Raw genomic sequence first — 24683 nt, 5'->3', positions numbered from 1 at the left:
TCTCCCCACACTTTAAATGAATGGATGACTAAATGTTTTAATGATAATTAAGTCATTCATTCGTTCAATCAATCACTAATTTTTTAAAAGCGGAAGTAGCTCAGTTGGTAGAGCGATAGCCTTCCAAGCTATAGGTCGCGAGTTCGAACCTCGTCTTCCGCTCCAATAGAATTAGAAAGTGGGCAGTTACTCATACGGTTTAAAATTTAAGGCCAAATGCTGAAACTGAAAACTAAAAGCCGACTTAGCTCAGCGGTAGAGCACTTCCTTGGTAAGGAAGAGGTCGTGGGTTCAATTCCCATAGTTGGCTCAGGTATAATAAAGCTTTGTTAAATCTGTTTAAGCAGAATAGCAAGGTTTTTTGTGTTGAAAAAACAATAAATAAGAAATAATAAAAAGTTAACCTACTAATTAGTTATAAATAAAATGGCAAAAGAAAAATTTGACCGCAGTAAACCGCACTTAAACATCGGTACAATCGGTCACGTGGATCACGGTAAAACAACTTTAACAGCAGCTATTACAAAAGTTTTGGCTGATGCTGGTTTATCTGAGGCACGTTCATTCGATTCAATTGACTCTGCTCCAGAGGAAAAAGAAAGAGGTATTACAATCAATACAGCTCACGTTGAGTATTCAACAGCTAACCGTCACTATGCACACGTTGACTGTCCAGGTCACGCGGATTACGTGAAAAACATGGTTACTGGTGCTGCTCAAATGGACGGTGCAATTATCGTTGTTGCTGCTACTGATGGTCCAATGCCACAAACTAGAGAGCACATCTTATTGGCTCGTCAGGTTGGTGTGCCTTCATTAGTTGTATTCATGAATAAAGTGGATATGGTTGATGATCCAGAATTATTAGAACTAGTTGAAATGGAAGTTCGTGAATTATTATCATTCTATGAATTCCCAGGTGATGATATTCCAGTAATCCAAGGTTCTGCTTTAGGTGGATTAAATGCTGATCCGAAATGGGTTGGTAAAATCATGGAGTTAATGGATGCTGTAGATAGCTACATTCCAATTCCTCCACGTTTAACTGATCTTCCTTTCTTAATGCCAGTTGAAGATGTATTCTCAATCACAGGTCGTGGTACTGTTGCTACTGGTCGTATTGAGCGTGGTGTAATCAACTCTGGAGATCCAGTTGAGATCTTGGGTATGGGTGCTGAGAACTTAAAATCTACAGTAACTGGTGTTGAGATGTTTCGTAAAATCTTAGATTACGGTGAAGCTGGTGATAACGTAGGTTTATTGTTACGTGGTATTGAGAAAACTGATATCCGTCGTGGTATGGTAATCTGTAAACCAGGTTCAGTAACTCCTCACACTGATTTCAAAGCTGAGATCTATGTATTATCAAAAGCAGAAGGTGGTCGTCACACTCCATTCTTCAACAAATATCGTCCTCAATTCTATTTCCGTACCACAGACGTAACTGGTGAGATCTCACTAGCTGAAGGAACTGAAATGGTAATGCCAGGTGATAACGTTACAATCACAGTTAAATTAATTAACGCGATTGCAATGGAAAAAGGTCTACGTTTCGCTATCCGTGAAGGTGGTAGAACAGTAGGTGCTGGTCAGGTAACTGAAATCTTAGCTTAATTTTAAGCTACAACAATACAAAAAGAGCTGGTTCAGGCTAGCTCTTTTTAAAATACACGGGAATAGTTCAACGGTAGAATAGAGGTCTCCAAAACCTTTGATCAGGGTTCGAATCCTTGTTCCCGTGCCAAAATAATGATTGAATTAGTGAATTTATAACGGTTGAATGTGTTTACATTCAGTCTCTCACTAGCTCAATCATTTAATCATTATAATAAATATGGCTAAAGTAGTTGAGTTTATAAAAGAATCGTACGATGAAATGACCCAGAAGGTTACCTGGCCTACATGGGGCGAACTGCAAAGTTCTGCTATTCTGGTATTGGTTGCTTCTTTAATTATTGCATTGGTAATTTTTGCAATGGATAAAGGATCTACATTTGTGTTAGATACTTTTTATAAATCACTTTCTAATTAATATTTACGAATGAGCGATCTAAAGTGGTACGTTGTAAGGGCTGTAAGCGGTAAAGAAAAGAAAGTAAAACAGTACATTGATGCTGAGATCAGCCGTTTAGGTTTCTCTCATTTGGTTCCTCAGGTGTTAATCCCGATGGAAAAATATTACCAAATGAAAGATGGTAAAAAAATTGCCAAAGAACGCAACTTTTATCCTGGATATGTGTTAATCGAAGCTACCTTAGACGGTGAGTTAGAGCACATCATTAAAGGTATTAACAGTGTAATTGGTTTCTTAGGTGATAAAGCCGGTAATCCAATTCCAATGCGCCAGGCAGAAGTTAACCGTATTTTAGGTGTGGTTGATGAAATGAGTGAGCAAGGCGAAACCATGAATGTTCCTTACTATGTTGGCGAAAACATCAAAGTAATGGATGGTCCTTTCAATGGTTTCTCAGGTATTATCGAAGAGGTAAACGAAGAGAAGAAAAAACTGAAAGTTATGGTTAAAATCTTCGGACGTAAAACTCCATTGGAGCTTAACTACATGCAGGTAGAAAAAGAGTAAGATTGTACTTAAGATATTTTAAAGCCTCGAAGCAATTCGGGGCTTTTTTATGCATAATAACGGTGAGCGGGCAATAAGCTGAGCAGCTTATCCGTTAAATATCAAAAAGTTCTTAATTCCTCTTTTTAACTAAAAGATGCAGTTTTACGAGATTCATACGAATTAATAATTAATTTTTATTGATACTATTGTTTTACTGTAAGTTAATCCATATCTTTGCAGTCCTTTAAGCTTTATAGGAGCCCTAAGGAAATAAATGTTACATGCTTCCAATATTTAACATTGAGTTTTAAATAAACAAAAAACACAAAATGGCAAAAGAAGTCAGTGCAATGATCAAATTACAGATCAAAGGCGGAGCGGCAAATCCATCGCCACCAGTAGGGCCTGCATTAGGTGCTAAAGGGGTGAACATTATGGAGTTTTGCAAACAGTACAACGCTCGTACCCAAGATAAAGCAGGTAAAGTATTGCCAGTTGTAATTACTGTTTATGCTGATAAGTCATTCGATTTCATCATCAAAACCCCTCCGGTAGCTATCCAGTTAAAAGATGCTACTAAATTACAGAGTGGTTCTGCTGAGCCTAACCGTAAGAAAGTTGGGTCGGTGACCTGGGACCAGATTAAAGTTATTGCTGAGGATAAAATGCCTGATTTAAATGCATTTACAATCGAATCAGCAATGAGTATGGTTGCTGGAACAGCACGCAGTATGGGAATCACCGTTTCTGGTGACGCACCCTGGAACAATTAATTAAAAAACAGTTTACAACAGTGGCGAAATTAACTAAAAATCAAAAAAAGGCACATGCTAAAATAGAAGCTGGCAAAGCTTATACTTTGAAGGATGCTGCTGCTTTGGTAAAAGAAATCACTACTACTAAATTCGATGCTTCAGTTGATATTGATGTATCTTTAGGCGTAGATCCACGTAAAGCCAATCAAATGGTACGTGGTATTGCTACTTTACCACACGGAACAGGTAAAACTGTACGTGTTTTAGCTTTAGTAACTCCTGATAAGGAAGAAGAAGCAAAAGCAGCTGGCGCAGACTTCGTAGGTTTAGACGAGTATGTAGCTAAAATTGAAGGTGGTTGGACCGATGTAGACATTATTATCACTACACCAGCTTGTATGGCTAAGGTAGGTAAATTGGGCCGTGTTTTAGGTCCAAGGAACTTAATGCCTAACCCAAAATCAGGTACAGTAACTAACGAAGTTGGTAAAGCTGTAACTGAGGTTAAAGCAGGTAAGATTGATTTTAAAGTAGACAAAACGGGTATCATACACGCCTCGATAGGAAAAGTATCATTCCCGGCAGATAAAATTTATGAGAACGCACTTGAAATTATTCAGGTGATTTCAAAACTAAAACCATCTGCTGCAAAAGGAACTTATTTTAAGAGCATTCACGTGTCTTCTACAATGAGTCCTGGGATTGCAATTGAAACCAAATCAGTAGCGGGGATCTAATCATGAACAGAGAAGAAAAAAACGAAGTAGTTTTAGAACTACAAGGACAAATGCAAGAGTTTGGCAATTTTTATATTGCTGATACTTCTAGCCTTTCTGTTGAGCAGATTAATAACATCCGTCGCAAATGTTTTGAAGGCGATATCGTAATGAAAGTTGCTAAAAATTCTTTAATCCGCAAAGCGATTGAAGGTTTAGAAGGCGACGCTTCTGAGATATACGAAGCATTAAAAGGTTCATCATCATTATTATTCTCAAAAACAGCAAACGCTCCGGCTAAGTTGATTAAAGCTTTGAGAAAAACATCTGATAAACCAGTGCTTAAAGCAGCATTTATAGATTCATCAGTATACGTTGGCGATGACCAATTGAATAACTTAGTAAGCTTGAAATCAAGAGAAGAGCTTATCGGAGATATCGTTGGATTATTACAATCACCAGCTAAAAATGTTCTATCTGCACTTCAATCAGGCGGTAGCAAAATTGCAGGAATTGTTAAAACTCTACAAGAAAGAGAAGGTTAACGAACACCTTAAGTTCGCAAATTAAACAAAATTATTACACGTAAATTTTTAAAATCTTAATAAAATGGCAGATTTAAAAGCGTTTGCTGAGCAATTAGTAAACTTAACAGTAAAAGAAGTTAATGAATTAGCTCAAATCTTAAAAGATGAGTATGGTATTGAGCCTGCAGCTGCTGCTGTAGTTGCTGGTCCTGCTGCTGGTGGTGATGCACCTGCTGCTGCTGCAGAAAAAACATCTTTTGATGTAATCTTAAAAGAAGCTGGTGGTCAGAAATTAGCAGTTGTAAAACTTGTTAAAGACTTAACTGGTTTAGGTTTGAAAGAAGCTAAAGACTTAGTAGACGGAGCACCAAAAGAATTAAAAGCTGGTGTTGCTAAAGACGAAGCAGAAGCTCTTAAAAAACAATTAGAAGAAGCTGGAGCAGTAGTTGAGATTAAGTAATCACTTAACTTAGCTAAGCTAAAAATGTATTAGACACCGACTGAAAATGTCGGTGTCTTTACCTGTTTATAAACATCTCATTTTGTTTGGTTAATGAGCCTGTTTGAAATTCGAACCAAACAAATAGTTTATTCTTAAACTAAAATCTTTTAGTCCATTGGCAAAGACAGTCGAACAAAGAGTAAATTTTGCAACTAGTAAGCACATTATAGACTATCCGGATTTTCTGGATGTGCAATTGCAATCATTCAGAGAATTTTTCCAGATAGATACCACATCAGACGATCGCTCTAGCGAGGGTTTGTTCAAAGTGTTTGCTGAAAACTTTCCAATAACAGATTCGAGAAATATCTTCGTATTAGAATTTCTTGATTATTTTGTTGATCCGCCACGTTACGATATACATGAGTGTATTGAGCGTGGATTAACCTACAATGTTCCATTAAAAGCAAAGCTGAAGCTTTCTTGTAACGATGTTGAACATGAGGATTTTGAAACCATTATTCAGGATGTGTATTTAGGTACTATCCCGTATATGACACCAAAAGGTACGTTTGTTATCAACGGTGCAGAACGTGTTATCGTTTCGCAATTACACCGTTCTCCGGGTGTGTTCTTCGGCCAGAGCCGTCACACTAACGGAACCAAATTGTACTCAGCACGTGTTATCCCTTTCAAAGGTTCATGGATCGAGTTTGCTACAGACGTTAACAACGTAATGTATGCTTACATCGATCGTAAGAAAAAATTCCCGGTTACCACTTTATTGCGTGCTATCGGTTACGATTCTGATAAAGACATTTTAGAACTTTTTGATCTTGCTGACGAAGTAAAAGTTAGTAAATCAGGTTTAAAGAAATACATCGGTCGTAAACTGGCTGCAAGGGTATTGAAGAAATGGGTTGAAGATTTTGTTGATGAAGATACTGGTGAGGTAGTTTCTATCGACCGTAATGAAGTGATTCTTGAAAGAGAAACCGTTTTAGAAGACGAACACATTGATATGGTTATTGAAGCAGGTGTTAAAACTATTATCCTTTCTAAGGAAGATGGTGCGAGCCAGGCCGATTATACCATTATATATAATACATTACAAAAAGATACATCAAACTCAGAGAAAGAAGCTGTTGAAAACATCTACCGTGCTTTGCGTAACGCAGAACCACCTGATGAGGAAACTGCCCGTGGTATCATCGATCGTTTATTCTTCTCGGATAAACGTTATGACTTAGGTGATGTTGGTCGTTACCGCATCAACCGTAAGTTGAAAATGAATACCCCTGATGATGTAAAGGTATTAACGAAAGCAGATATTATCGCAATTGTTAAATACCTGATCAAATTGATCAACTCTAAAGAAGAGGTGGATGATATCGATCACTTATCAAACCGTCGTGTACGTACGGTAGGTGAGCAGTTGTACGCACAATTCGGTGTTGGTTTAGCCCGTATGGCCAGAACAATCCGTGAGCGTATGAACATCCGCGATAACGAGGTGTTTACACCAACTGATTTGATTAACGCCCGTACGTTATCATCAGTAATCAACTCTTTCTTTGGTACAAACCAGTTATCTCAGTTCATGGATCAAACCAATCCATTGGCAGAGATTACACACAAACGCCGTTTATCAGCTTTAGGTCCGGGTGGTTTATCCCGTGAGCGTGCTGGTTTCGAGGTACGTGACGTTCACTACACGCACTACGGTCGTTTATGTACAATTGAAACTCCAGAGGGACCGAACATTGGTTTGATTTCATCACTTTGTGTGCATGCAAAAATCAACAATTTAGGTTTCATTGAAACACCATACAAACGCGTTGAAGATGGTAAAGTAGTTGTAGATTCAGATGTTATCTATTTATCGGCAGAAGATGAGGATGGTAAAACCATTGCTCAGGCTAATGCTGAGTACGATGATAAAGGTGTGTTCTCTACTCCACGTGTTAAAGCACGTTACGAGGGTGACTTCCCGATTATCGAGCCTGAGAAATTAGACTTGATGGACGTTGCACCTAACCAGATTACTTCAATTGCTGCTTCGTTAATTCCGTTCTTAGAACATGATGATGCGAACAGGGCGTTGATGGGATCGAACATGCAACGTCAGGCCGTACCATTGTTACGTCCTGAAGCACCAATCGTTGGTACAGGTTTGGAAGGTCGCGTTGCCCGCGATTCAAGAACTTTGATCAATGCAGAAGGTGATGGTGTTGTAGAATATGTAGATGCAAACGAAATTACCATTAAATACGAGCGTAACGAAGATGATCGTTTAGTTTCATTTGAAGGTGATAGCAAAACATACCGTTTAATCAAATTCAAAAAAACCAACCAGAATACCTGTATCAACTTAAAACCAATTGTTAAGAAAGGTCAGAAAGTAAGTAAAGGTCAGGTTCTTTGTGAAGGTTATGCAACTGAAGATGGCGAATTGGCATTGGGTAGAAACCTGAAAGTGGCATTCATGCCTTGGCAAGGTTTCAACTTTGAGGATGCGATTGTAATCAACGAGCGTATTGTTCGCGATGACGTTTTCACTTCATTGCATATTGAAGAGTTTGAATTAGAAGTACGTGATACTAAACGTGGAGAAGAGGAATTAACACCAGATATCCCGAACGTTTCTGAAGAGGCTACAAAAGACCTTGATGAGAACGGTATTATCCGTATCGGTGCTGAAGTAAAAGAAGGTGATATTTTAATTGGTAAGATTACCCCTAAAGGTGAGTCTGATCCTTCACCAGAAGAGAAATTACTACGTGCAATCTTTGGTGATAAAGCAGGTGATGTTAAAGATGCGTCTTTAAAAACTCCTCCTTCAATCCAGGGTGTGGTAATTGATACTAAATTATTCAGCCGTGCTAAGAAAACTACAAAAGCTGAAGAGAAATCGGCAATTGAGAAATTAGATAAAGGCTATAACACAGTAACTGAGAAGTTAAAGAACGAATTAGTTGACAAATTATTCGCTATTGTAAACGGAAAAACATCACAAGGTGTATTTAACATTTACAAAGAATTATTAGTTGCTAAAGGCGCTAAATTTACTCAGAAAATTTTAGCAGAGCTTGATTATAACCACATTAGCCCTAACAAATGGACTACTGATGACGATAAAAACGAGCTAATTAAAATGTTGCTTCACAACTACGGTATCCGTGTTAACGAAGAGCTTGGTGCTTACAAACGCGATAAATTTGCAATTAGTGTAGGTGATGAGCTTCCATCGGGAATTGTACAAATGGCAAAAGTTTATGTTGCTAAAAAACGTAAGTTAAAAGTAGGTGATAAAATGGCTGGTCGCCACGGTAACAAAGGTATTGTTGCACGTATTGTACGTGATGAAGATATGCCTTTCTTAGCTGATGGTAGCCCGGTTGATATTGTGTTGAACCCACTGGGTGTACCTTCACGTATGAACCTTGGTCAGATCTATGAAACCGTATTGGCATGGGCCGGTAAAGAATTGGGTGTTAAATTTGCAACCCCGATTTTTGATGGTGCTACGCATGATGAGGTAGAGGAGTGGATTGCTAAAGCGGGTGTTCCTGCTTCAGGAAAAACCTACTTATACAATGGTTTAACAGGTGAGCGTTTCGATCAGACTACAACTGTAGGTATTATCTACATGTTGAAACTAGGTCACATGGTTGATGATAAGATGCACGCCCGTTCAATCGGACCATACTCGTTAATTACACAACAACCATTGGGTGGTAAAGCCCAGTTCGGTGGTCAGCGTTTTGGTGAGATGGAGGTTTGGGCATTAGAAGCATTCGGTGCTGCTAATATTCTTCAGGAGATCTTAACCGTTAAGTCGGATGATGTAATCGGAAGAGCCAAAACTTACGAAGCCATTGTTAAAGGTGAAAACCTACCAACTCCGGGTGTACCAGAATCGTTTAACGTATTGGTACACGAGTTACGTGGTTTAGGTTTAGATATTACATTAGATTAATTAAGCCGAAAGACTAAAGACTAAAGCTCAAAGCAGCTTTGGTCTTTAAGCTTTCCGCTTTAACCTTACATAAGTATGTCTTACAAAAAGGATAATAAATTAAAAAGCAATTTCACATCAATCACGATTAGCTTATCGTCTCCGGAGATTATTCTGGAACGCTCAAGCGGTGAGGTGTTGAAACCAGAAACCATTAACTACCGTACTTACAAACCTGAACGTGATGGTTTGTTCTGTGAGCGTATTTTTGGTCCGGTAAAAGATTACGAATGTCATTGCGGTAAATACAAACGTATCCGTTATAAAGGTATTGTTTGTGATCGTTGTGGTGTTGAAGTAACTGAAAAGAAAGTACGTCGTGAGCGTATGGGGCACATCGCTTTGGTGGTTCCTGTTGCGCACATCTGGTATTTCCGTTCTTTACCAAACAAAATCGGTTATTTATTAGGTTTACCTACTAAAAAATTAGATTTAATTATCTATTACGAGCGTTACGTAGTTATCCAGTCGGGCTTAATGGCCGAGGAAGGTATCAACTATATGGACTTCTTAACAGAGGAGGAATATTTAGATATCTTAGATAAATTACCTAAAGAAAACCAATACTTAGACGATAAAGATCCTAATAAATTCATCGCCAAAATGGGCGCTGAAGCATTAGAAGATTTATTAAAACGTATTGATTTAGATACTTTATCTTACGACTTACGTCACCAGGCAGCTAACGAAACTTCTCAGCAACGTAAAAATGAGGCTTTAAAACGTCTTCAGGTTGTTGAAGCTTTCCGTGGCGCTAATACACGTATCGAGAATCGCCCTGAGTGGATGATTGTTAAAATCGTTCCGGTTATTCCACCAGAATTACGTCCATTGGTTCCATTAGAAGGTGGTCGTTTCGCTACTTCCGATTTAAATGATTTATACCGTCGTGTAATTATCCGTAACAACCGTTTAAAACGTTTGATCGAGATTAAAGCACCAGAGGTAATTTTACGTAACGAAAAACGTATGTTGCAGGAAGCTGTAGATTCGTTATTCGATAATTCACGTAAAGTTAACGCGGTAAAAACTGAAGGTAACCGTGCCTTAAAATCACTTTCAGATATTTTGAAAGGTAAGCAAGGTCGTTTCCGTCAGAACTTATTGGGAAAACGTGTGGATTATTCAGCTCGTTCGGTAATTGTTGTAGGGCCTAGCCTTAAATTACACGAGTGCGGTATTCCTAAAGATATGGCTGCTGAGCTTTACAAACCATTCATCATCCGTAAGATGATTGAGCGTGGTGTGGTAAAAACAGTTAAATCCGCTAAGAAAATCGTGGATAGAAAAGATCCTTTAGTTTGGGATATCCTGGAGAACGTATTAAAAGGTCACCCGGTATTATTAAACCGTGCACCAACACTACACAGACTAGGTATTCAGGCTTTCCAGCCAAAACTAATTGAAGGAAAAGCAATCCAGTTACACCCATTAGTTTGTACCGCATTCAACGCCGATTTTGACGGTGACCAGATGGCTGTTCACTTACCGTTAGGTAATGCAGCAATTTTGGAAGCCCAGGTATTAATGTTGGCTGCACACAACATCTTAAACCCTGCAAACGGTACGCCGATTACGGTACCTTCTCAAGACATGGTCCTTGGGCTTTATTACATTACTAAAGGCCGCAGAACTGACGAAACAAGAGTTGTAAAAGGACAGGATTCTGCTTTCTACTCACCAGAAGAGGTTATTATTGCTTATAATGAGAAAGAGTTAGACTTGCACGCATTTATCAAAGTAAGGGTAAATGTTAAACAAGCTGACGGTTCTATCGTTAACAAATTAACTGAAACTACTGTTGGTAGAGTATTATTCAACCAAATGGTTCCCGAAGAAGTTGGTTACATCAACGAGTTATTAACTAAAAAATCGTTAAGAGATATTATCGGTGAGGTAGTTAAAATGACTGGTATGGCACGTGCTTCTCAGTTCCTGGATGATATTAAGGAATTAGGTTTCAAAATGGCGTTCCAGGGAGGTTTATCGTTCAACTTACAAGATGTAAACATTCCGGTAGAAAAACATACATTATTAGAGCAGGCGGCTAACGAAGTTGAAGAGGTAAGAAACAACTATAACATGGGTTTCATTACCAACAACGAGCGTTACAACCAGATTATCGATATCTGGACCCGTATCAACAACAGGTTAACTACTTTCGTTATGACTCAGTTATCTTCAGATAACCAGGGCTTTAACTCAGTTTACATGATGCTTGATTCTGGTGCACGTGGATCTAAAGAGCAGATTCGTCAGCTTTGCGGTATGCGTGGTTTGATGGCGAAACCTCAGAAATCAGGTTCAGGTGGTGACATCATTGAAAACCCGATCTTATCAAACTTTAAAGAAGGTTTATCGGTATTAGAGTACTTTATCTCTACGCACGGTGCCCGTAAAGGTTTGGCGGATACGGCGTTAAAAACAGCTGATGCGGGTTACTTAACCCGTCGTTTACATGATGTTGCTCAGGATATGATTGTTAACGATAACGATTGTGGTACCTTAAGAGGTATGTACACCACTGCGTTAAAAGATAACGAGGATATTGTTGAACCATTATACGACAGAATTTTAGGCCGTACTTCATTACACGATGTATATAATCCTTTGGATAATACATTAATGGTAGGTGCTGGCGAAGATATTAACGAAGAAGTTGCTAAATTAATCGACGAATCGCCTTTAGAAGGTATCGAAATTCGTTCAGTATTAACCTGCGAATCTAAACGTGGTGTTTGTGCACTGTGTTATGGTCGTAACTTAGCATCTGGTAAACGTGTTCAAAGAGGTGAGGCAGTTGGTGTAATTGCAGCACAATCAATCGGTGAGCCGGGTACACAGTTAACACTTCGTACTTTCCACGTGGGTGGTACTGCATCAAACATTGCTGCAGAATCTAACATCGTAGCTAAGTTTGATGGTGTCGTTGAATTCGAAAATATCCGTACCGTAGATACACAAACAGAAGATGGTACTGTACAGGTTGTTTTAGGCCGTTCAGGTGAATTTAGAATTGTTGAGCCAGGAAGCGGACGTGTTATTGTAACCAATAACATTCCTTATGGTGCATTCTTATTCGTTAAAGAAGGCGATAAAGTAGCTAAAGGTGATAAAATCTGTTCATGGGATCCGTACAACGCGGTTATTCTTTCTGAATTTGCAGGTAAAGCACAGTTTGATGCCATTATTGAAGGTGTTACCTTCCGTGAGGAATCAGATGAGCAAACTGGTCACCGTGAAAAAGTAATTATAGATACACGTGATAAAACGAAAAACCCTTCAGTTCAGATCGTTGATAAAAAAGGCGAAATGATTAAAGGTTATAACATTCCGGTAGGTGCTCACGTTTCAGTTGATGAAGGTGAAGCAATCCAAACTGGTCAGATTATCGCTAAAATTCCACGTGCAACTGGTAAAACCCGAGATATTACGGGTGGTTTACCTCGTGTAACTGAATTATTTGAAGCACGTAACCCATCTAACCCAGCTGTTGTAACTGAGATTGATGGTGTGGTAACTTTAGGTGGTGTTAAACGTGGTAACCGTGAAATCACAATCGAATCAAAAGACGGAGAAGTTAAAAAATATCTGGTTCCATTGTCTAAACACATCCTTGTACAGGATAATGACTTTGTGAAAGCAGGTATGCCATTATCTGATGGTTCAATTTCTCCGGCTGATATCTTATCAATTAAAGGACCAGCAGCGGTTCAGGAATACTTAGTAAATGGTATTCAGGAAGTTTACCGTTTGCAAGGTGTGAAAATTAACGATAAGCACTTCGAGGTAATTGTTCACCAGATGATGCAGAAAGTTCACATCGAGGACCCGGGAGATACTATTTTCTTAGAAAATAACGCGGTAGATCGTTGGGATTTTGCTGAAGAGAACGATGCAATGTACGACAAGAAAGTTGTTGAAGATGCAGGTGATTCAAATGATCTAAAACCAGGTCAGATTGTTTCATTACGTAGATTAAGAGATGAAAATTCTCAGTTGAAACGTAAAGATTTAAAACAGATTACGGTTAGAGATGCAAGACCGGCAACTGCCAGTTCTATCTTACAAGGTATTACCCGTGCATCATTAGGTACTAAATCGTTCATTTCTGCGGCTTCGTTCCAAGAAACTACGAAAGTATTAAATGAGGCAGCGATTGCAGGTAAACGCGATAATATGTTAGGCTTGAAAGAAAACGTAATCGTTGGTCACTTAATCCCTTCAGGTACTGGTGTACGTGGTTACGAGCGTATCATTGTAGGTTCTCAGGAAGAATACGATAAATTATTAGCTTCTAAACAAGAAGAAGTAGAAGCTTAATATTTAAGCGCATGATAATTTAAACCCCGGCATTTCGTCGGGGTTTTTTTGTTTACAGCCTAAATTGATACGCTATGATATGCCCACGACAAAAAGAAATTATATTTGTATCGTTTCACGCTTCGGCTAATCCCAATTATCCATCCATATGAAGAACTTATTAATCCTGTTATTCCTTTGCTTCCAAACATTGGCTTTTGCACAAAATAAGCAGCCTAATATTATCTTTATTCTTTCCGATGATCATGCTTATCAGGCTATTGGTGCATACGGAAACAAATTGGTGAATACACCCAATATAGACCGACTGGCAAAATCAGGAGCTTTGTTTAATAATGCAATTGTATCCAATGCAATCTGCGGACCAAGCCGTGCTGCGTTTATTACTGGCCAATACAGTCATAAAAATGGCTACAAAGTAAACGATGGTGTTTTAGATACCAATCAGCGTTTTTTACCTGAAATTTTAAGTGAAAATGGCTACCAAACCGCTTGGATTGGTAAATGGCATTTGGGAAGCTTGCCAAAGGGCTTCGATTACTGGAATGTGATGCCTGTTCAGGGCCATTACTTCAATCCTGATTTTATCAATCAAAAGAACGATACAGTGCTGTATCATGGTTACGTAACAGAAGTGATAACAGAACTCACTAAAAAATATTTAAATGATAGAAATCGCGATAAACCTTTTTTTCTGGTTGTAGGCGAGAAAGCAACACATAGGGAGTGGTTACCCGATTTACAAGACCTGGGTGCTTACGATTCGATAAAGTTTCCATTACCCGCAACCTTTTACGACGATTACAAGGGAAGGACAGCAGCTGCCAAACAGTTAATGAGCGTTGGAGAGGTGCTGACCCTTAAAACTGATTTAAAAATTAACCAGCCTTTTGGAGAAAAACCGAAGGTAAATAACCAGCCTGTCCGGCCAGTAGTTAAAGGTAAGGAAATCGAAGAATCTATGATGCGTTATTACCAGCAGGGCGAATACGCGCGCATGGATAGTACGCAAAGCAAAGCATATCGTAACTATTATGGCCATCGCGCTAAAGAGTTTGAACAGTTGAATTTAACCGGTAACGCGTTAAAGGAATGGAAATTTCAACGGTACATGAAAGATTATTATGCGACGGCAAAATCATTGGATAGAAATATCGGCGAAATACTAGATTACCTGGAGAAAAATGGCTTGAGTGAGAATACCATCGTTATTTACGCATCTGATCAGGGTTTTTATCTGGGCGAGCACGGCTGGTTCGATAAACGTTTTATTTATGAAGAATCACTTCGTACGCCGTTCATTATCCGAATGCCCCAACTTCCGGCACTTAAGGATAAAAAATTAAACCAGATCATATCTAATGTAGATTGGGCACCCACCATTCTGGATTTTTCGGGCATTCAAAAACCAGGTTTTATGCAAGGCAAATCTTTTCTGCCAGTATTGAAAAACCCACAAATCAAAAACTGGTCAAAAGAGGGTGCTTATTATCATTATTATGAATATCCCGGGCCACATTATGTATCGCCTCATTTTGGCATCCGCACAGATGATTACGTACTGGTTCGTTTTTATAAAGGTACAGAGGCCTGGGAAATGTATGATCTGAAGAAAGATCCCAGCGAATTGAAAAATATTATCGACGATAAGCATTATAGCGCAATCAAAAATGAGCTCAAAAAGAAACTAAAAGCATTAATTGTAGCTTACGATGATAAAGAAGCCCTGAAAGTCTTTAATCAGAACTTATAGTTATCAAAAATTTTAACACCAAAACGGTTATTATGTTTTGGTTTTTACAGCAATAGATAGGCCCCGGATGGGGCTTTTTTTGTTCGTCTGCTAGCTATCCATTTTGTTACAAAATCTCAAACGTTTGCGTAAGCGCTTGATTTCAATCTTTAATCTTATTGCATAGGGTTTAATTAACTTAGTACTGAGTAGCTTTTAATGAATGTTAAAAACTGCTCAGCTTGTACCTGCCAACAGGAAGTACAGGATTATAATTGAACACACAAAACAAACACAACATATGAAACCTCTTACTTTTTTATGGGCACTTGTTGCCTTTATGGTGTATAGCCTGGTAGGCTATGCACAGACCGATACCGGTTTGAAATGGTTTAATCCGAAACTATACCCTTATACTACACTAAAGGGAAAAGCCTGGCAGAATACAGATAGTGCCAACTATTATAATCGCTTACCCTCAGCGGCCGAAAAAACGGTACGGAAAGAAGTTTGGAATTTAGCAAAGAATACAGCAGGTGAGTATATAGATTTCAATACCAACGCGAAGAAAATTGTAGTGAAATATCAGCTGGCAGGGGGAAAAAGTTTAGATAACATGCCAACTTTAGGTGTGAGCGGCCTGGATTTATATGCACAGGATACCGAAAATAAATGGCACTGGATCAAAGCTGCATACAGTTATAATGATACGGTTACCTACAGTTACGAAAATTTTAACCCGAATGTAAAAATCAAAAAACTTCGCTTATACCTGCCTTTATACAATACTCCAAAATGGTTAAAAATAGGTGTAGCTACAAACGATGACTTTACGGTAGAAAAGGTAGAAGAACAGCCTGTTTTAGTGTTTTATGGAACTTCGATTATGCAAGGAGCCAGTGCAAGCAGGCCTGGAATGGCCTGGCTCAATATTTTAGGCCGAAAATTAAACCAGCCAGTAATTAACCTGGGGTTTTCGGGCAACGGAAGGTTGGAAGCACCACTGATTGATTTAATGAGCAGTACAGCAGCTAAACTTTTTGTACTCGATTGCCAGCCAAATTTAACTGATAAAACCGTTTATCCTGCTGAAGAAATTGAGAAACGAATTACTACCTCAGTACAAATTTTAAAGGAAAAACATCCTAATACGCCCATATTATTGGTTGAACATAGTGTTGGTTTAGCAAGTGCCAATTTAGATTTGGCGCTTACAGGAAAGTACATCTGGACTTCCCAGGTACTGAACAATACCTATCAAAAAATCAAAAAATCAGGTGTAAAGGGACTTTATATCTTAACCGCAAAAGATATCGGCTTTACCGACGATAGCACCATAGATGGCACACATCCGAACGATTTGGGTATGATGCGATACGCAGATGCCTATGAAAAAATAATCAGGAAAATTTTAAACACTAAAAAATAATTGAATATGAAAAGATTTCAATGGTTAGCACTGCTTCTGGTTTTATTGTATTCATGTTCAGTTAATAAAGCTTATCATGGGCGGCCCTCATGGACTGAGGATTTTAATCAGAAAGGGACTTTTAATACCCAATATTGGTCTAAAATACCCCGTGGAGGTGCTGACTGGAATAGGCATATGAGCAATAACGATAGTTGTTATGCCTTGCGGAATGGTAAAATGATACTTCGCGGAATAAAAAATAATGATTTTTCGAAGGATACTTCCCGGTATTTAACAGGCGGCATTTATACTAAAGATAAGTTAGCCTTTGGTTTTGGCCGTTTAGAAATTAAGGCTAAACTAAATGGTGCTCAGGGCGCCTGGCCGGCATTCTGGATGCTCGCTGAAAACAGTAAGTGGCCTGATGGTGGTGAAATTGACATTATGGAACGGTTAAATTTCGATTCCATTGCCTACCAAACTATCCATACTTATTACACATTAACCCTTAAAATAAAAGATAAGCCAAAATCTGGTGGTATTGCAAAAATCAACCCTGCTGATTTTAATACTTATGCCGTAGAGAAACACCCGGATAGTTTGGTATTCTTTGTTAATAACAGGAAGGCATTTACTTACCCCAAAATAGCAACCACTTTACAAGGCCAGTTTCCCTTTAATGTAAAGCATTATTTGCTGCTCGATATGCAATTGGGCGGGAGCTGGGTAGGCAAAATAAAAGATGCCGATTTGCCTGTAGAAATGGAAATTGATTGGGTAAAGTTTTATCCGCTTAAAAACGATAACAAATGATGAAAAAACTCTTGCTTTGCGCGATAATAATTGGTTTGTATCTTAATTTAAGTGCACAAACCAAAAATGGCAATTGGATTAGCAACCATTCACTTCAGGCATTAAATTCTGCACCAGTGTCCCTTATTCCGTTTCCTCAAAAAGTGGCCTGGCAGCAGGGTAGGCTTAAGGTTAAACAAGTTGTTATTAATGCCAAAGGTGCTCCACTAGCTTTAGCAGCTTTAAAACGCTTATTTGCTGATAGTGGTATCATCATTGCGACCCCGGCAACTAAAAACAAAGTACTGGTAAATTTAAAAATTGCAAATCTACCAGATCTAAAAAAAGAAGGCTATCAGCTTTCCATTTCTAAAACTGGTATCAGCATTCAGGCAGCAGATGTTAACGGGGTATATTATGGCATTCAAACATTGAGACAGTTAATGCAGAAAGAAAAGGGATTAATAACTTTTCCTTTTTGTACCATTACAGATTGGCCGGCTTTTGCAGTGAGAGGATTTATGCACGATAATGGCCGGAATTTTCAAAGTATTTCGATGTTAAAAAAGCAACTGGAAATACTTTCACGTTATAAGTACAATACCTTTCAGTGGCATTTAACCGATAATCCGGCCTGGCGGGTAGAAAGTAAAATTTTTCCGCAACTTAACGAAGCTAGATTCAGGCTGGCTAACCGCGACCCGGATAGCAGTTACAGTTTTGCTGATATTAAAGAATTAATTCGATTTGCCAGGGAAAGGTTTATTACCATTATTCCAGAGTTAGATATGCCAGGCCATAGTGCCTACTTCCAGCGGGTTTTTGGTTTTAAGATGGAAAGCGAGCAGGGCATGCAGACTTTAGAAAAGCTTATAGATGAGTTTTGTAGAGAGATTCCTGCAGCCGATTGTCCGGTTATACACATAGGTTCAGACGAGGTTCATATTTCAAACCCAAAAGAATTTATTGGCAGGATGAGTAATAAGGTTTTGGCTAATGGGCGTAAAGTAATGGTCTGGAATCCAGGTTTGCCTCCTGCAACAGGAAGCATACAGCAACTTTGGAGTGAAGAAGCAACAGCTAAGGTGGAAAAAATTGACCAAAACCCCATCATCGACTCATACGGAGGGTATTTAAATTCTTATGATGCAATTACTTTAATTCAACGTTACTTTTTTCAACAGATTTGTAACCAACCACAAGGTGATAAAAATGCTTTGGGTGGTATTTTATGCTGCTGGCCAGATACCAGGGTTGCCGATAAAGAGAAAATTTTTCTGCACAATCCGGTTTGGCCGGGAGCACTGGCTTATAGCGAAGCCGTTTGGTGCGGCAGGGCAGCAGCCCAACCAGATTATCTGAATGTTTTGCCCTTAAAAAATACAGCAGCCAATCAGTATTTTGCCGAATTCGAAAAGCGTTTAACTGAACACCAAAGCCGTTTTTTTAAACAACTTGTATTTCCTTACTTCAATAGTTCACAAGCAGAATGGCAACTGAGTAAAGTTTACAAAAAAGATAAAGCTGATTTAACACCAATTGTTCAAAAAGCTGCCGGAACAGTAATCAGAATAAATCAAACATTAATGACCACACAAGCTATTGATAGTTTAACGCAGGTCGATTTTACATCGTTTATCTTTTGCAAAGCCGATAGCACCATAAACGCTTTAATTGGTTTCGAAACCCCAGCAAGGTCTAACAGGCAAAGTGCAGGCATACCTCAGAACGGAAAATGGGATGCCAATGGCGGCGAAGTTTATATTAACGATTTACAGTTAACCGGTCCGGTTTGGCTAAACCCAGGTGCAAATCAAAATCTTAAACCAACCTGGTTTACCTCAGCTAATGAAATACCTTATACCGATGAAGAATTTTTCTGGTCGCGTAAGCCAGCTCTTGTAAAGCTTAAAAAAGGCTGGAATAGCATATTGGTTAAAGTACCAAAACCCATTACCGGACAGAACTGGATGTTTGCTTTTATTCCTGTTAAACAAAGCAGTGGCAAATGGGTTAGCGATACAGCTATTAACTTGAAAGCAAGTGAAAAATGATAATATAGATTAATAAGCGGCTAACAAAGTTTATAAATTAACCTGAACCAAATAATAATTTTAAACACACAAATATTTAATGAAAAAAATATTGATTACATCGGCTTTTGTGGCTTCCTTTATTGGAAGTGCCATAGCGCAAAGCGATAATTTAAAACCACAAAACACTATTGCCATTACTTCTGGCGATAACAAAGCCTCTATTTTGGAAAAGGCAATACATGTGGTGCCTACACCAAACCAGTTAGGCGCTTTAAAAAACGAATTTATAGCTTTTATCCACTTCGGGCCTAACACCTTTACGAGAATGGAATGGGGGAATGGTAAAGAAGATCCCAAAATTTTTGACCTGAAAGAACTGCATACCGACCAGTGGTGCCAGGCTATGAAAGCCGCTGGTATGAAAATGGTATTGTTAACAGTGAAACACCATGACGGTTTTGTGCTGTGGCAGAGCCGCTACACTAAACATGGGATCATGTCGACAAATTTTGAAGATGGCAAGGGCGATATTTTAAAAAATCTTTCAGCCTCTTGCAAGAAATACGGATTAAAACTTGGTATTTATTTATCGCCTGCTGATTTATTTCAAATGGAAGATACTGAAGGTTTGTACGGCAACTTGAGCAAAATTACCAAACGTACCATTCCACGCGAAGTTGCCGGAAGGCCATTTGCTAACCAGACAAAATTTCAATTCGAAGTTGATGATTACAATGAATATTTTTTGAACCAGTTATTTGAAGTTTTAACTGAGTACGGGGCAATCGATGAAGTTTGGTTTGATGGCGCCCATCCTAAAACAAAAGGCGGGCAGCAATACAATTATCTGGCATGGAAAAAACTGATTCACACTTTGGCTCCGAAGGCTGTAATTTTTGGTCGCGAAGACATCCGCTGGTGCGGAAACGAAGCCGGAGCAACACGCAGTACAGAATGGAATGTTCTGCCTTATAGTGAAAACCCGGATACAGCAACACATTTTCCGGATCTTACTGATAAAGATCTGGGCAGTGATGAACAGCTTTACAAAGCCAAATACCTGCACTATCAGCAAGCAGAAACCAATACCTCCATCAGGGAAGGATGGTTTTATCGTGATGATGAAAAACAAAAAGTGCGCAGTGCAGATGATGTTTTTGATATTTATGAACGCTCGGTAGGCGGAAATTCGACCTTTTTACTCAATATACCACCAAACCGGGAGGGTAAATTTTCTGATGAAGATGCACAAGTGCTGAATGAAGTTGGTAAACGAATTAACGAAACTTATGGTAAAAACTTATTTGCTGGCGCGAAAGGAGCAAAGCAGGTATTGGATAACGATTTGAATACCTATGTTTTATTGAATAGCAAACAAAAAAGTATTGAAATTACCTCCATTAAACCAGTTAAATTAAACCGGATTGTATTACAAGAGAATATTGCCACCTACAGTGAACGCGTAGTGCAGCACCAGTTAGAAGCCTGGATAGGTAATAAGTGGCAAAAAATAGCTGAAGCTACAAATATCGGCTACAAACGTATTTTACGTTTTCCCGAAATTACTGCTTCAAAGTTTAGGTTAACAGTACTTTCATCAAGAGAAAATCCGTCGATAGCTACCATTTCGGCACATTATTATCGCACCCACCCACCACAATTGCAGTTTACCAGAGATATTAATGGTTTAACTACTATTGCGCCAAAAACACATGTATTTGGCTGGAAACCACACGGCGAAAATGCTACTGCCAATCTTAACCAGGGAGTAGGAATTTATTATACCACCAATGGTAGTGTACCCAGTGCAAGCGCTCTTAAATATACAGGGCCGGTGCAGATTGTTAAAGGTGAGGTAAAAGCGATAGCAATTATTAACAACGAAAAGGGGGCTTTGGCCACCGAAACTTTCGGCATAATTAAAAAGGGCTGGAAATTGTTAGGTGCCGACAGCGAAATAAATAAACGCACGGCAGGAATGGCCTTCGATGCCAATAAACAAAGTTACTGGTTATCTACCGCAAACGATACTGAGCATAAAATCGCACTGGATTTAGGCAATCACTACAATTTAACAGGATTTATCTACACACCAACCGCACAATTTTTAGATGGCATGATGGAGAAAGGTGTGATTCAAATAAGCAATGATGGCAAAAACTGGGAAGATGCAGAAGCTTTCGAATTTGGGAATTTAATTAACGATCCCACACCGAGGACACATTATTTTAAAAAATCAATTTCGGCTAAATATGTACAAGTAAAAGCTACACTAATTGCAGGTGGTAAAAAAGCACTGGCCATTGCAGAGCTAGATTTTTTGGAGAAATAGTTTTCAATCAGGGCTAGCCCTTAATTAATTTCGAACATTATATTTTAAATTCCGCTATTAAGCAGCGGAATTTTTTATTTTTGAGTTATTATGGAAGAACAACAAAACGAAAACCAGTTAAATATAGAGTTATCAGAAGAAATTGCTGAAGGGATTTTTTCAAACCTGGCTATTATCACTCATTCGAATACCGAATTTGTATTGGATTTTATTCGTGTAATGCCTGGTATACCAAAAGCAAAAGTTAAATCGAGGATTATTTTAACCCCTGAACATGCAAAGCGCTTATTGTCAGCACTTGAAGATAATATTCAGAAATTCGAAGCCGTAAACGGACGCATTAAAACCCAGGAAGAACCGCCATTTCCAATGGGCTTCGGAGGCCCCACCGCTCAGGCCTAAGTATATTAAGATTCTTACAAACAAATGTTTGTTTGCTATGTTAGCATAATATATATTTGTGCTACAACCATCTATAATGAAAAAAATCTTATTGAGCGTATTACTTTCTGCCCCACTATGGGTTTTGGGGCAGGGCTTTCAGGTTAATTTACAAGGACAGAAACAAATTGGTATGGCGGGTGCAGGTTCTGCACTGGCTTTAGATGAAGCTTCTGTTTTTTATAATCCTGGTGCAGTAACTTTCTTAGAGAAAAACTCAGTTTCAGCAGGCGTAAACCCACTATTGTTTAAATCGGCATTTAAGCAAGCCGGTTCAAATATTACAGAAAATGTAAAGAACAAAATTGCACCACCATTTGAATTTTATGCTGTTTGGGGGCCAAAATCTAACAAGTGGAAACTGGGCTTGGGGGTTTATACTCCTTTCGGCGGTTTGGTAGATTGGGGCGACAACTGGTCGGGCAAATATGCCTTAACCTCTTTAAACTTAAAAGCCATTTATTTTCAGCCTACGCTGAGTATTAAAATAACCGATCGTATTGGTATTGGTGCCGGCTTCGTGTATAACCATGGCGATGTAAATCTGCAACGCGCACTTCCTGTTAATTTTCCTGATGGCCGTTCCGGACATGCTACTTTAGAGGGTACCGGAAAAGGTTATGGCTGGAATGCTGGTTTATACATTAAAACACTAAGCAACATCTCGTTTGCCTTAGTACACAAATCAAAAGTAATTACGAAACTTGATGGTGGATCAGCCGAATTCGATGTTCCAAATTCATTAAGAAGTTCTTTCCCGGCAGGTAATACTTTTACTGCCGAATTGCCTCTACCGGCAACCACAAGTTTAGGAATAGGTATTCCGCTATCTAAAAGCACCACTTTGGCTTTTGATGCCAGTTGGGTACAGTGGCATATTTATCAGGATTTATCATTTGATTATGCTACCAATACGCCGGCATTGGCTGATACCAAATCTGCGCGCAATTATCGTGACGGTTCTTCGTTTAAACTGGGAGTCAATCACCAGGCTTCAGAAAAACTGGCGTTAAGGGCAGGTGTGGGGTATGCTTTCTCTCCTGTTCAGGATGGTTATGTCACACCCGAAGCACCAGATGCCGACCGTTATATTTTAAGTGCAGGTGTAGGTTACACGCCTACCAGTCATTTCGAGGTAAATGCTTCATTTTTCTTCGAAGATGTGAAATCGCGTAAGCAGAAGAACATTGAAACTGGTTTAGACGGTACATTTAAAACTTTGGTTTATGCACCAGGTATTTCATTAACTTATAAATGGTAGGAGAGATTATAAATGAAAAGATATATATTAAATAGTTTCATTGCCGCTGCCATTCTTTTTACAGCAGCTTGCAAACCCGAAATAGAAACACCTGCAGGCTCAACAGCAGGTCAGGCTAATTTTAGCAAATACATTGCGGTTGGCAACTCATTAACTTCAGGCTATGCTGATGGTGGATTATACCTAGAAGGGCAAAAAGTAGCGTATCCGAACTTAATTGCAGCTAAAATGGCTACTATTGGCGGTGGTGCTTTTACTTCACCGTTTTTCACTGATGAGCATTCAAACGGTTCAGGATATATTGCTTTAACAGCGTTGGTAAATGGTACGCCAACATTAACGCCAGTTATAGAGAAGTTGGCTTACAGAGACGCTGCAAAACATTTAGATAAATACAGTGGTGAAATCCAAAATCTGGGTATTCCAGGTATGCGCGTCGATTTATCTTTCGATCCGACCTTAACCTTTAGTGCCGCTAATCCTTATTTTGAGCGTTTGTTGGCAGATGCGCAGGTAGGAAAAACCAATTATTTCCAGTTTATTCAGGGCAGAAACCATACCTTTTTCTCGCTTTGGTTAGGTAATAATGATGTATTGGGTTATGCTTTAAATGGTGCAGTTACTGTTTCTACCGATCCGACTACAGCTTTAACTGATAAGGTTACCTTTTCTTCATTGTATGCCAATTTGTTAAATGTATTAACTGCCGGCGGTCAAAAAGGTATCGTAGCTACCATTCCGGATGTAACAGCTATTCCTTATTTTAATACCGTAACGGTACCCGCTTTACTTGCCGCGGCAAAAGCTATTAACCCTGCGGCAACAGCAGTATATATCCAAACGGGTACTGGTACGGTTAGGGCAGCAACTGCCGAAGATTTAATCCGTTTGCCGTTTCAATCTGCTGGTTTATTCGGCCAGGGTACAATTCCTTATGGCTTACATCCTTTAAATCCAATTGCCAATAACTGGGTATTGGATAAAGACGAAGTAGTTAAAGTTAAAGATTATGTAAATAGTTACAATGGCAGTATTAAATCTTTAGCTACTAGCAAAGGTTTAGCGATTGCCGATACCTATGATTATTTTAATCAGGTTAAAACAGGTATGAATATTCAGGGGGTTGGCATTAATTCAGCATTTATTACTGGTGGTGCCTTTTCTTTAGATGGTATCCATTTAACGCCACGCGGAAATGCTGTAATTGCCAATGTATTTATTGAGGCTATTAATGCCAAATATGGTTCTACTGTGCCAACGGTTGATATTACACAGTATAGAGGAGTGAAGTTCCCGAATTAATTCAAGTCAATTACTTCAATAAAAAAAGGTTC

General features: G+C 38.9%; 17 protein-coding genes and 3 tRNA genes. All 20 read left to right on the top strand.

Annotation, left to right across the window (positions count from 1 at the left end):
* Positions 1 to 89: 89 nt before the first annotated feature.
* The 20 genes from DBR40_RS15885 to DBR40_RS15790 all read left to right on the top strand — a co-directional run bounded on the left by DBR40_RS15885 (position 90) and on the right by DBR40_RS15790 (position 24651).
* Positions 90 to 165, top strand: a tRNA-Gly gene (locus DBR40_RS15885).
* A gap of 73 nt (positions 166 to 238) precedes the next feature.
* A tRNA-Thr gene (locus DBR40_RS15880) sits at positions 239 to 310 on the top strand.
* 116 nt (positions 311 to 426) lie between these two features.
* Complete coding sequence (tuf, locus tag DBR40_RS15875) at positions 427 to 1614, top strand: elongation factor Tu (protein ID WP_047798116.1); 1188 nt, start codon at positions 427 to 429, stop codon at positions 1612 to 1614.
* Positions 1615 to 1670: 56 nt separating this feature from the next.
* Positions 1671 to 1744: transfer RNA gene (locus DBR40_RS15870), tRNA-Trp, on the top strand.
* 90 nt (positions 1745 to 1834) lie between these two features.
* Positions 1835 to 2032: a preprotein translocase subunit SecE gene (secE, locus tag DBR40_RS15865; RefSeq protein WP_029279332.1), complete on the top strand. Its 198-nt coding sequence runs from the start codon at positions 1835 to 1837 to the stop codon at positions 2030 to 2032.
* Positions 2033 to 2041: 9 nt separating this feature from the next.
* Entirely contained in the window at positions 2042 to 2581 is a 540-nt protein-coding gene (gene nusG / locus DBR40_RS15860) for a transcription termination/antitermination protein NusG (RefSeq protein ID WP_010601093.1), read from the top strand.
* Between the two features lie 311 nt (positions 2582 to 2892).
* The gene (rplK, locus tag DBR40_RS15855; protein WP_010601094.1) at positions 2893 to 3336 is read left to right on the top strand and encodes a 50S ribosomal protein L11; all 444 of its coding nucleotides are present in this window, start codon (positions 2893 to 2895) and stop codon (positions 3334 to 3336) included.
* Between the two features lie 20 nt (positions 3337 to 3356).
* Complete coding sequence (gene rplA / locus DBR40_RS15850; protein ID WP_025143259.1) at positions 3357 to 4055, top strand: 50S ribosomal protein L1; 699 nt, start codon at positions 3357 to 3359, stop codon at positions 4053 to 4055.
* Positions 4056 to 4057: 2 nt separating this feature from the next.
* Positions 4058 to 4579 carry a 50S ribosomal protein L10 gene (gene rplJ, locus DBR40_RS15845; RefSeq protein ID WP_039482033.1) on the top strand — a complete coding sequence of 174 codons (522 nt, stop codon included), beginning with the start codon at positions 4058 to 4060 and terminating at the stop codon, positions 4577 to 4579.
* A gap of 64 nt (positions 4580 to 4643) precedes the next feature.
* Positions 4644 to 5021 (top strand): 50S ribosomal protein L7/L12, encoded by a 378-nt coding sequence (rplL, locus tag DBR40_RS15840; protein WP_010601097.1) that lies wholly within the window; start codon positions 4644 to 4646, stop codon positions 5019 to 5021.
* 157 nt (positions 5022 to 5178) lie between these two features.
* On the top strand, positions 5179 to 8982 hold the full coding sequence (gene rpoB / locus DBR40_RS15835) for a DNA-directed RNA polymerase subunit beta (RefSeq protein WP_039482036.1): 3804 nt from the start codon (positions 5179 to 5181) through the stop codon (positions 8980 to 8982).
* A 75-nt stretch (positions 8983 to 9057) separates the two neighbouring features.
* A complete protein-coding gene (rpoC, locus tag DBR40_RS15830) occupies positions 9058 to 13344 on the top strand; it encodes a DNA-directed RNA polymerase subunit beta' (protein WP_124560733.1) in 4287 nt (1428 codons plus the stop codon).
* Positions 13345 to 13492: 148 nt separating this feature from the next.
* Complete coding sequence (locus DBR40_RS15825) at positions 13493 to 15097, top strand: sulfatase (RefSeq protein WP_124560732.1); 1605 nt, start codon at positions 13493 to 13495, stop codon at positions 15095 to 15097.
* 280 nt (positions 15098 to 15377) lie between these two features.
* Positions 15378 to 16505 carry an SGNH/GDSL hydrolase family protein gene (locus tag DBR40_RS15820; RefSeq protein WP_158674061.1) on the top strand — a complete coding sequence of 376 codons (1128 nt, stop codon included), beginning with the start codon at positions 15378 to 15380 and terminating at the stop codon, positions 16503 to 16505.
* Positions 16506 to 16511: 6 nt separating this feature from the next.
* On the top strand, positions 16512 to 17300 hold the full coding sequence (locus DBR40_RS15815) for a glycoside hydrolase family 16 protein (RefSeq protein WP_124560730.1): 789 nt from the start codon (positions 16512 to 16514) through the stop codon (positions 17298 to 17300).
* Positions 17297 to 19333: a beta-N-acetylhexosaminidase gene (locus DBR40_RS15810; RefSeq protein WP_124560729.1), complete on the top strand. Its 2037-nt coding sequence runs from the start codon at positions 17297 to 17299 to the stop codon at positions 19331 to 19333. The genes DBR40_RS15815 and DBR40_RS15810 overlap by 4 nt, the downstream gene beginning before the upstream one ends.
* A 79-nt stretch (positions 19334 to 19412) precedes the next feature.
* Positions 19413 to 21647: an alpha-L-fucosidase gene (locus DBR40_RS15805; protein ID WP_124560728.1), complete on the top strand. Its 2235-nt coding sequence runs from the start codon at positions 19413 to 19415 to the stop codon at positions 21645 to 21647.
* A gap of 90 nt (positions 21648 to 21737) precedes the next feature.
* Positions 21738 to 22049, top strand: coding sequence for a DUF3467 domain-containing protein (locus DBR40_RS15800; protein ID WP_029279713.1), 312 nt, complete (start codon positions 21738 to 21740; stop codon positions 22047 to 22049).
* 76 nt (positions 22050 to 22125) lie between these two features.
* Positions 22126 to 23349, top strand: a complete 1224-nt coding sequence (locus tag DBR40_RS15795; protein ID WP_124560727.1) for an OmpP1/FadL family transporter — start codon at positions 22126 to 22128, stop codon at positions 23347 to 23349.
* Between the two features lie 12 nt (positions 23350 to 23361).
* A complete protein-coding gene (locus DBR40_RS15790; RefSeq protein ID WP_124560726.1) occupies positions 23362 to 24651 on the top strand; it encodes an SGNH/GDSL hydrolase family protein in 1290 nt (429 codons plus the stop codon).
* The last annotated feature ends 32 nt before the right edge of the window (positions 24652 to 24683 follow it).

The organism is Pedobacter sp. KBW01 (assembly GCF_003852395.1).
Lineage (GTDB): Bacteria > Bacteroidota > Bacteroidia > Sphingobacteriales > Sphingobacteriaceae > Pedobacter.
The sequence above is the reverse complement of the archived record's forward strand: the minus strand, read 5'-3'. Positions and strand labels throughout refer to the sequence as shown.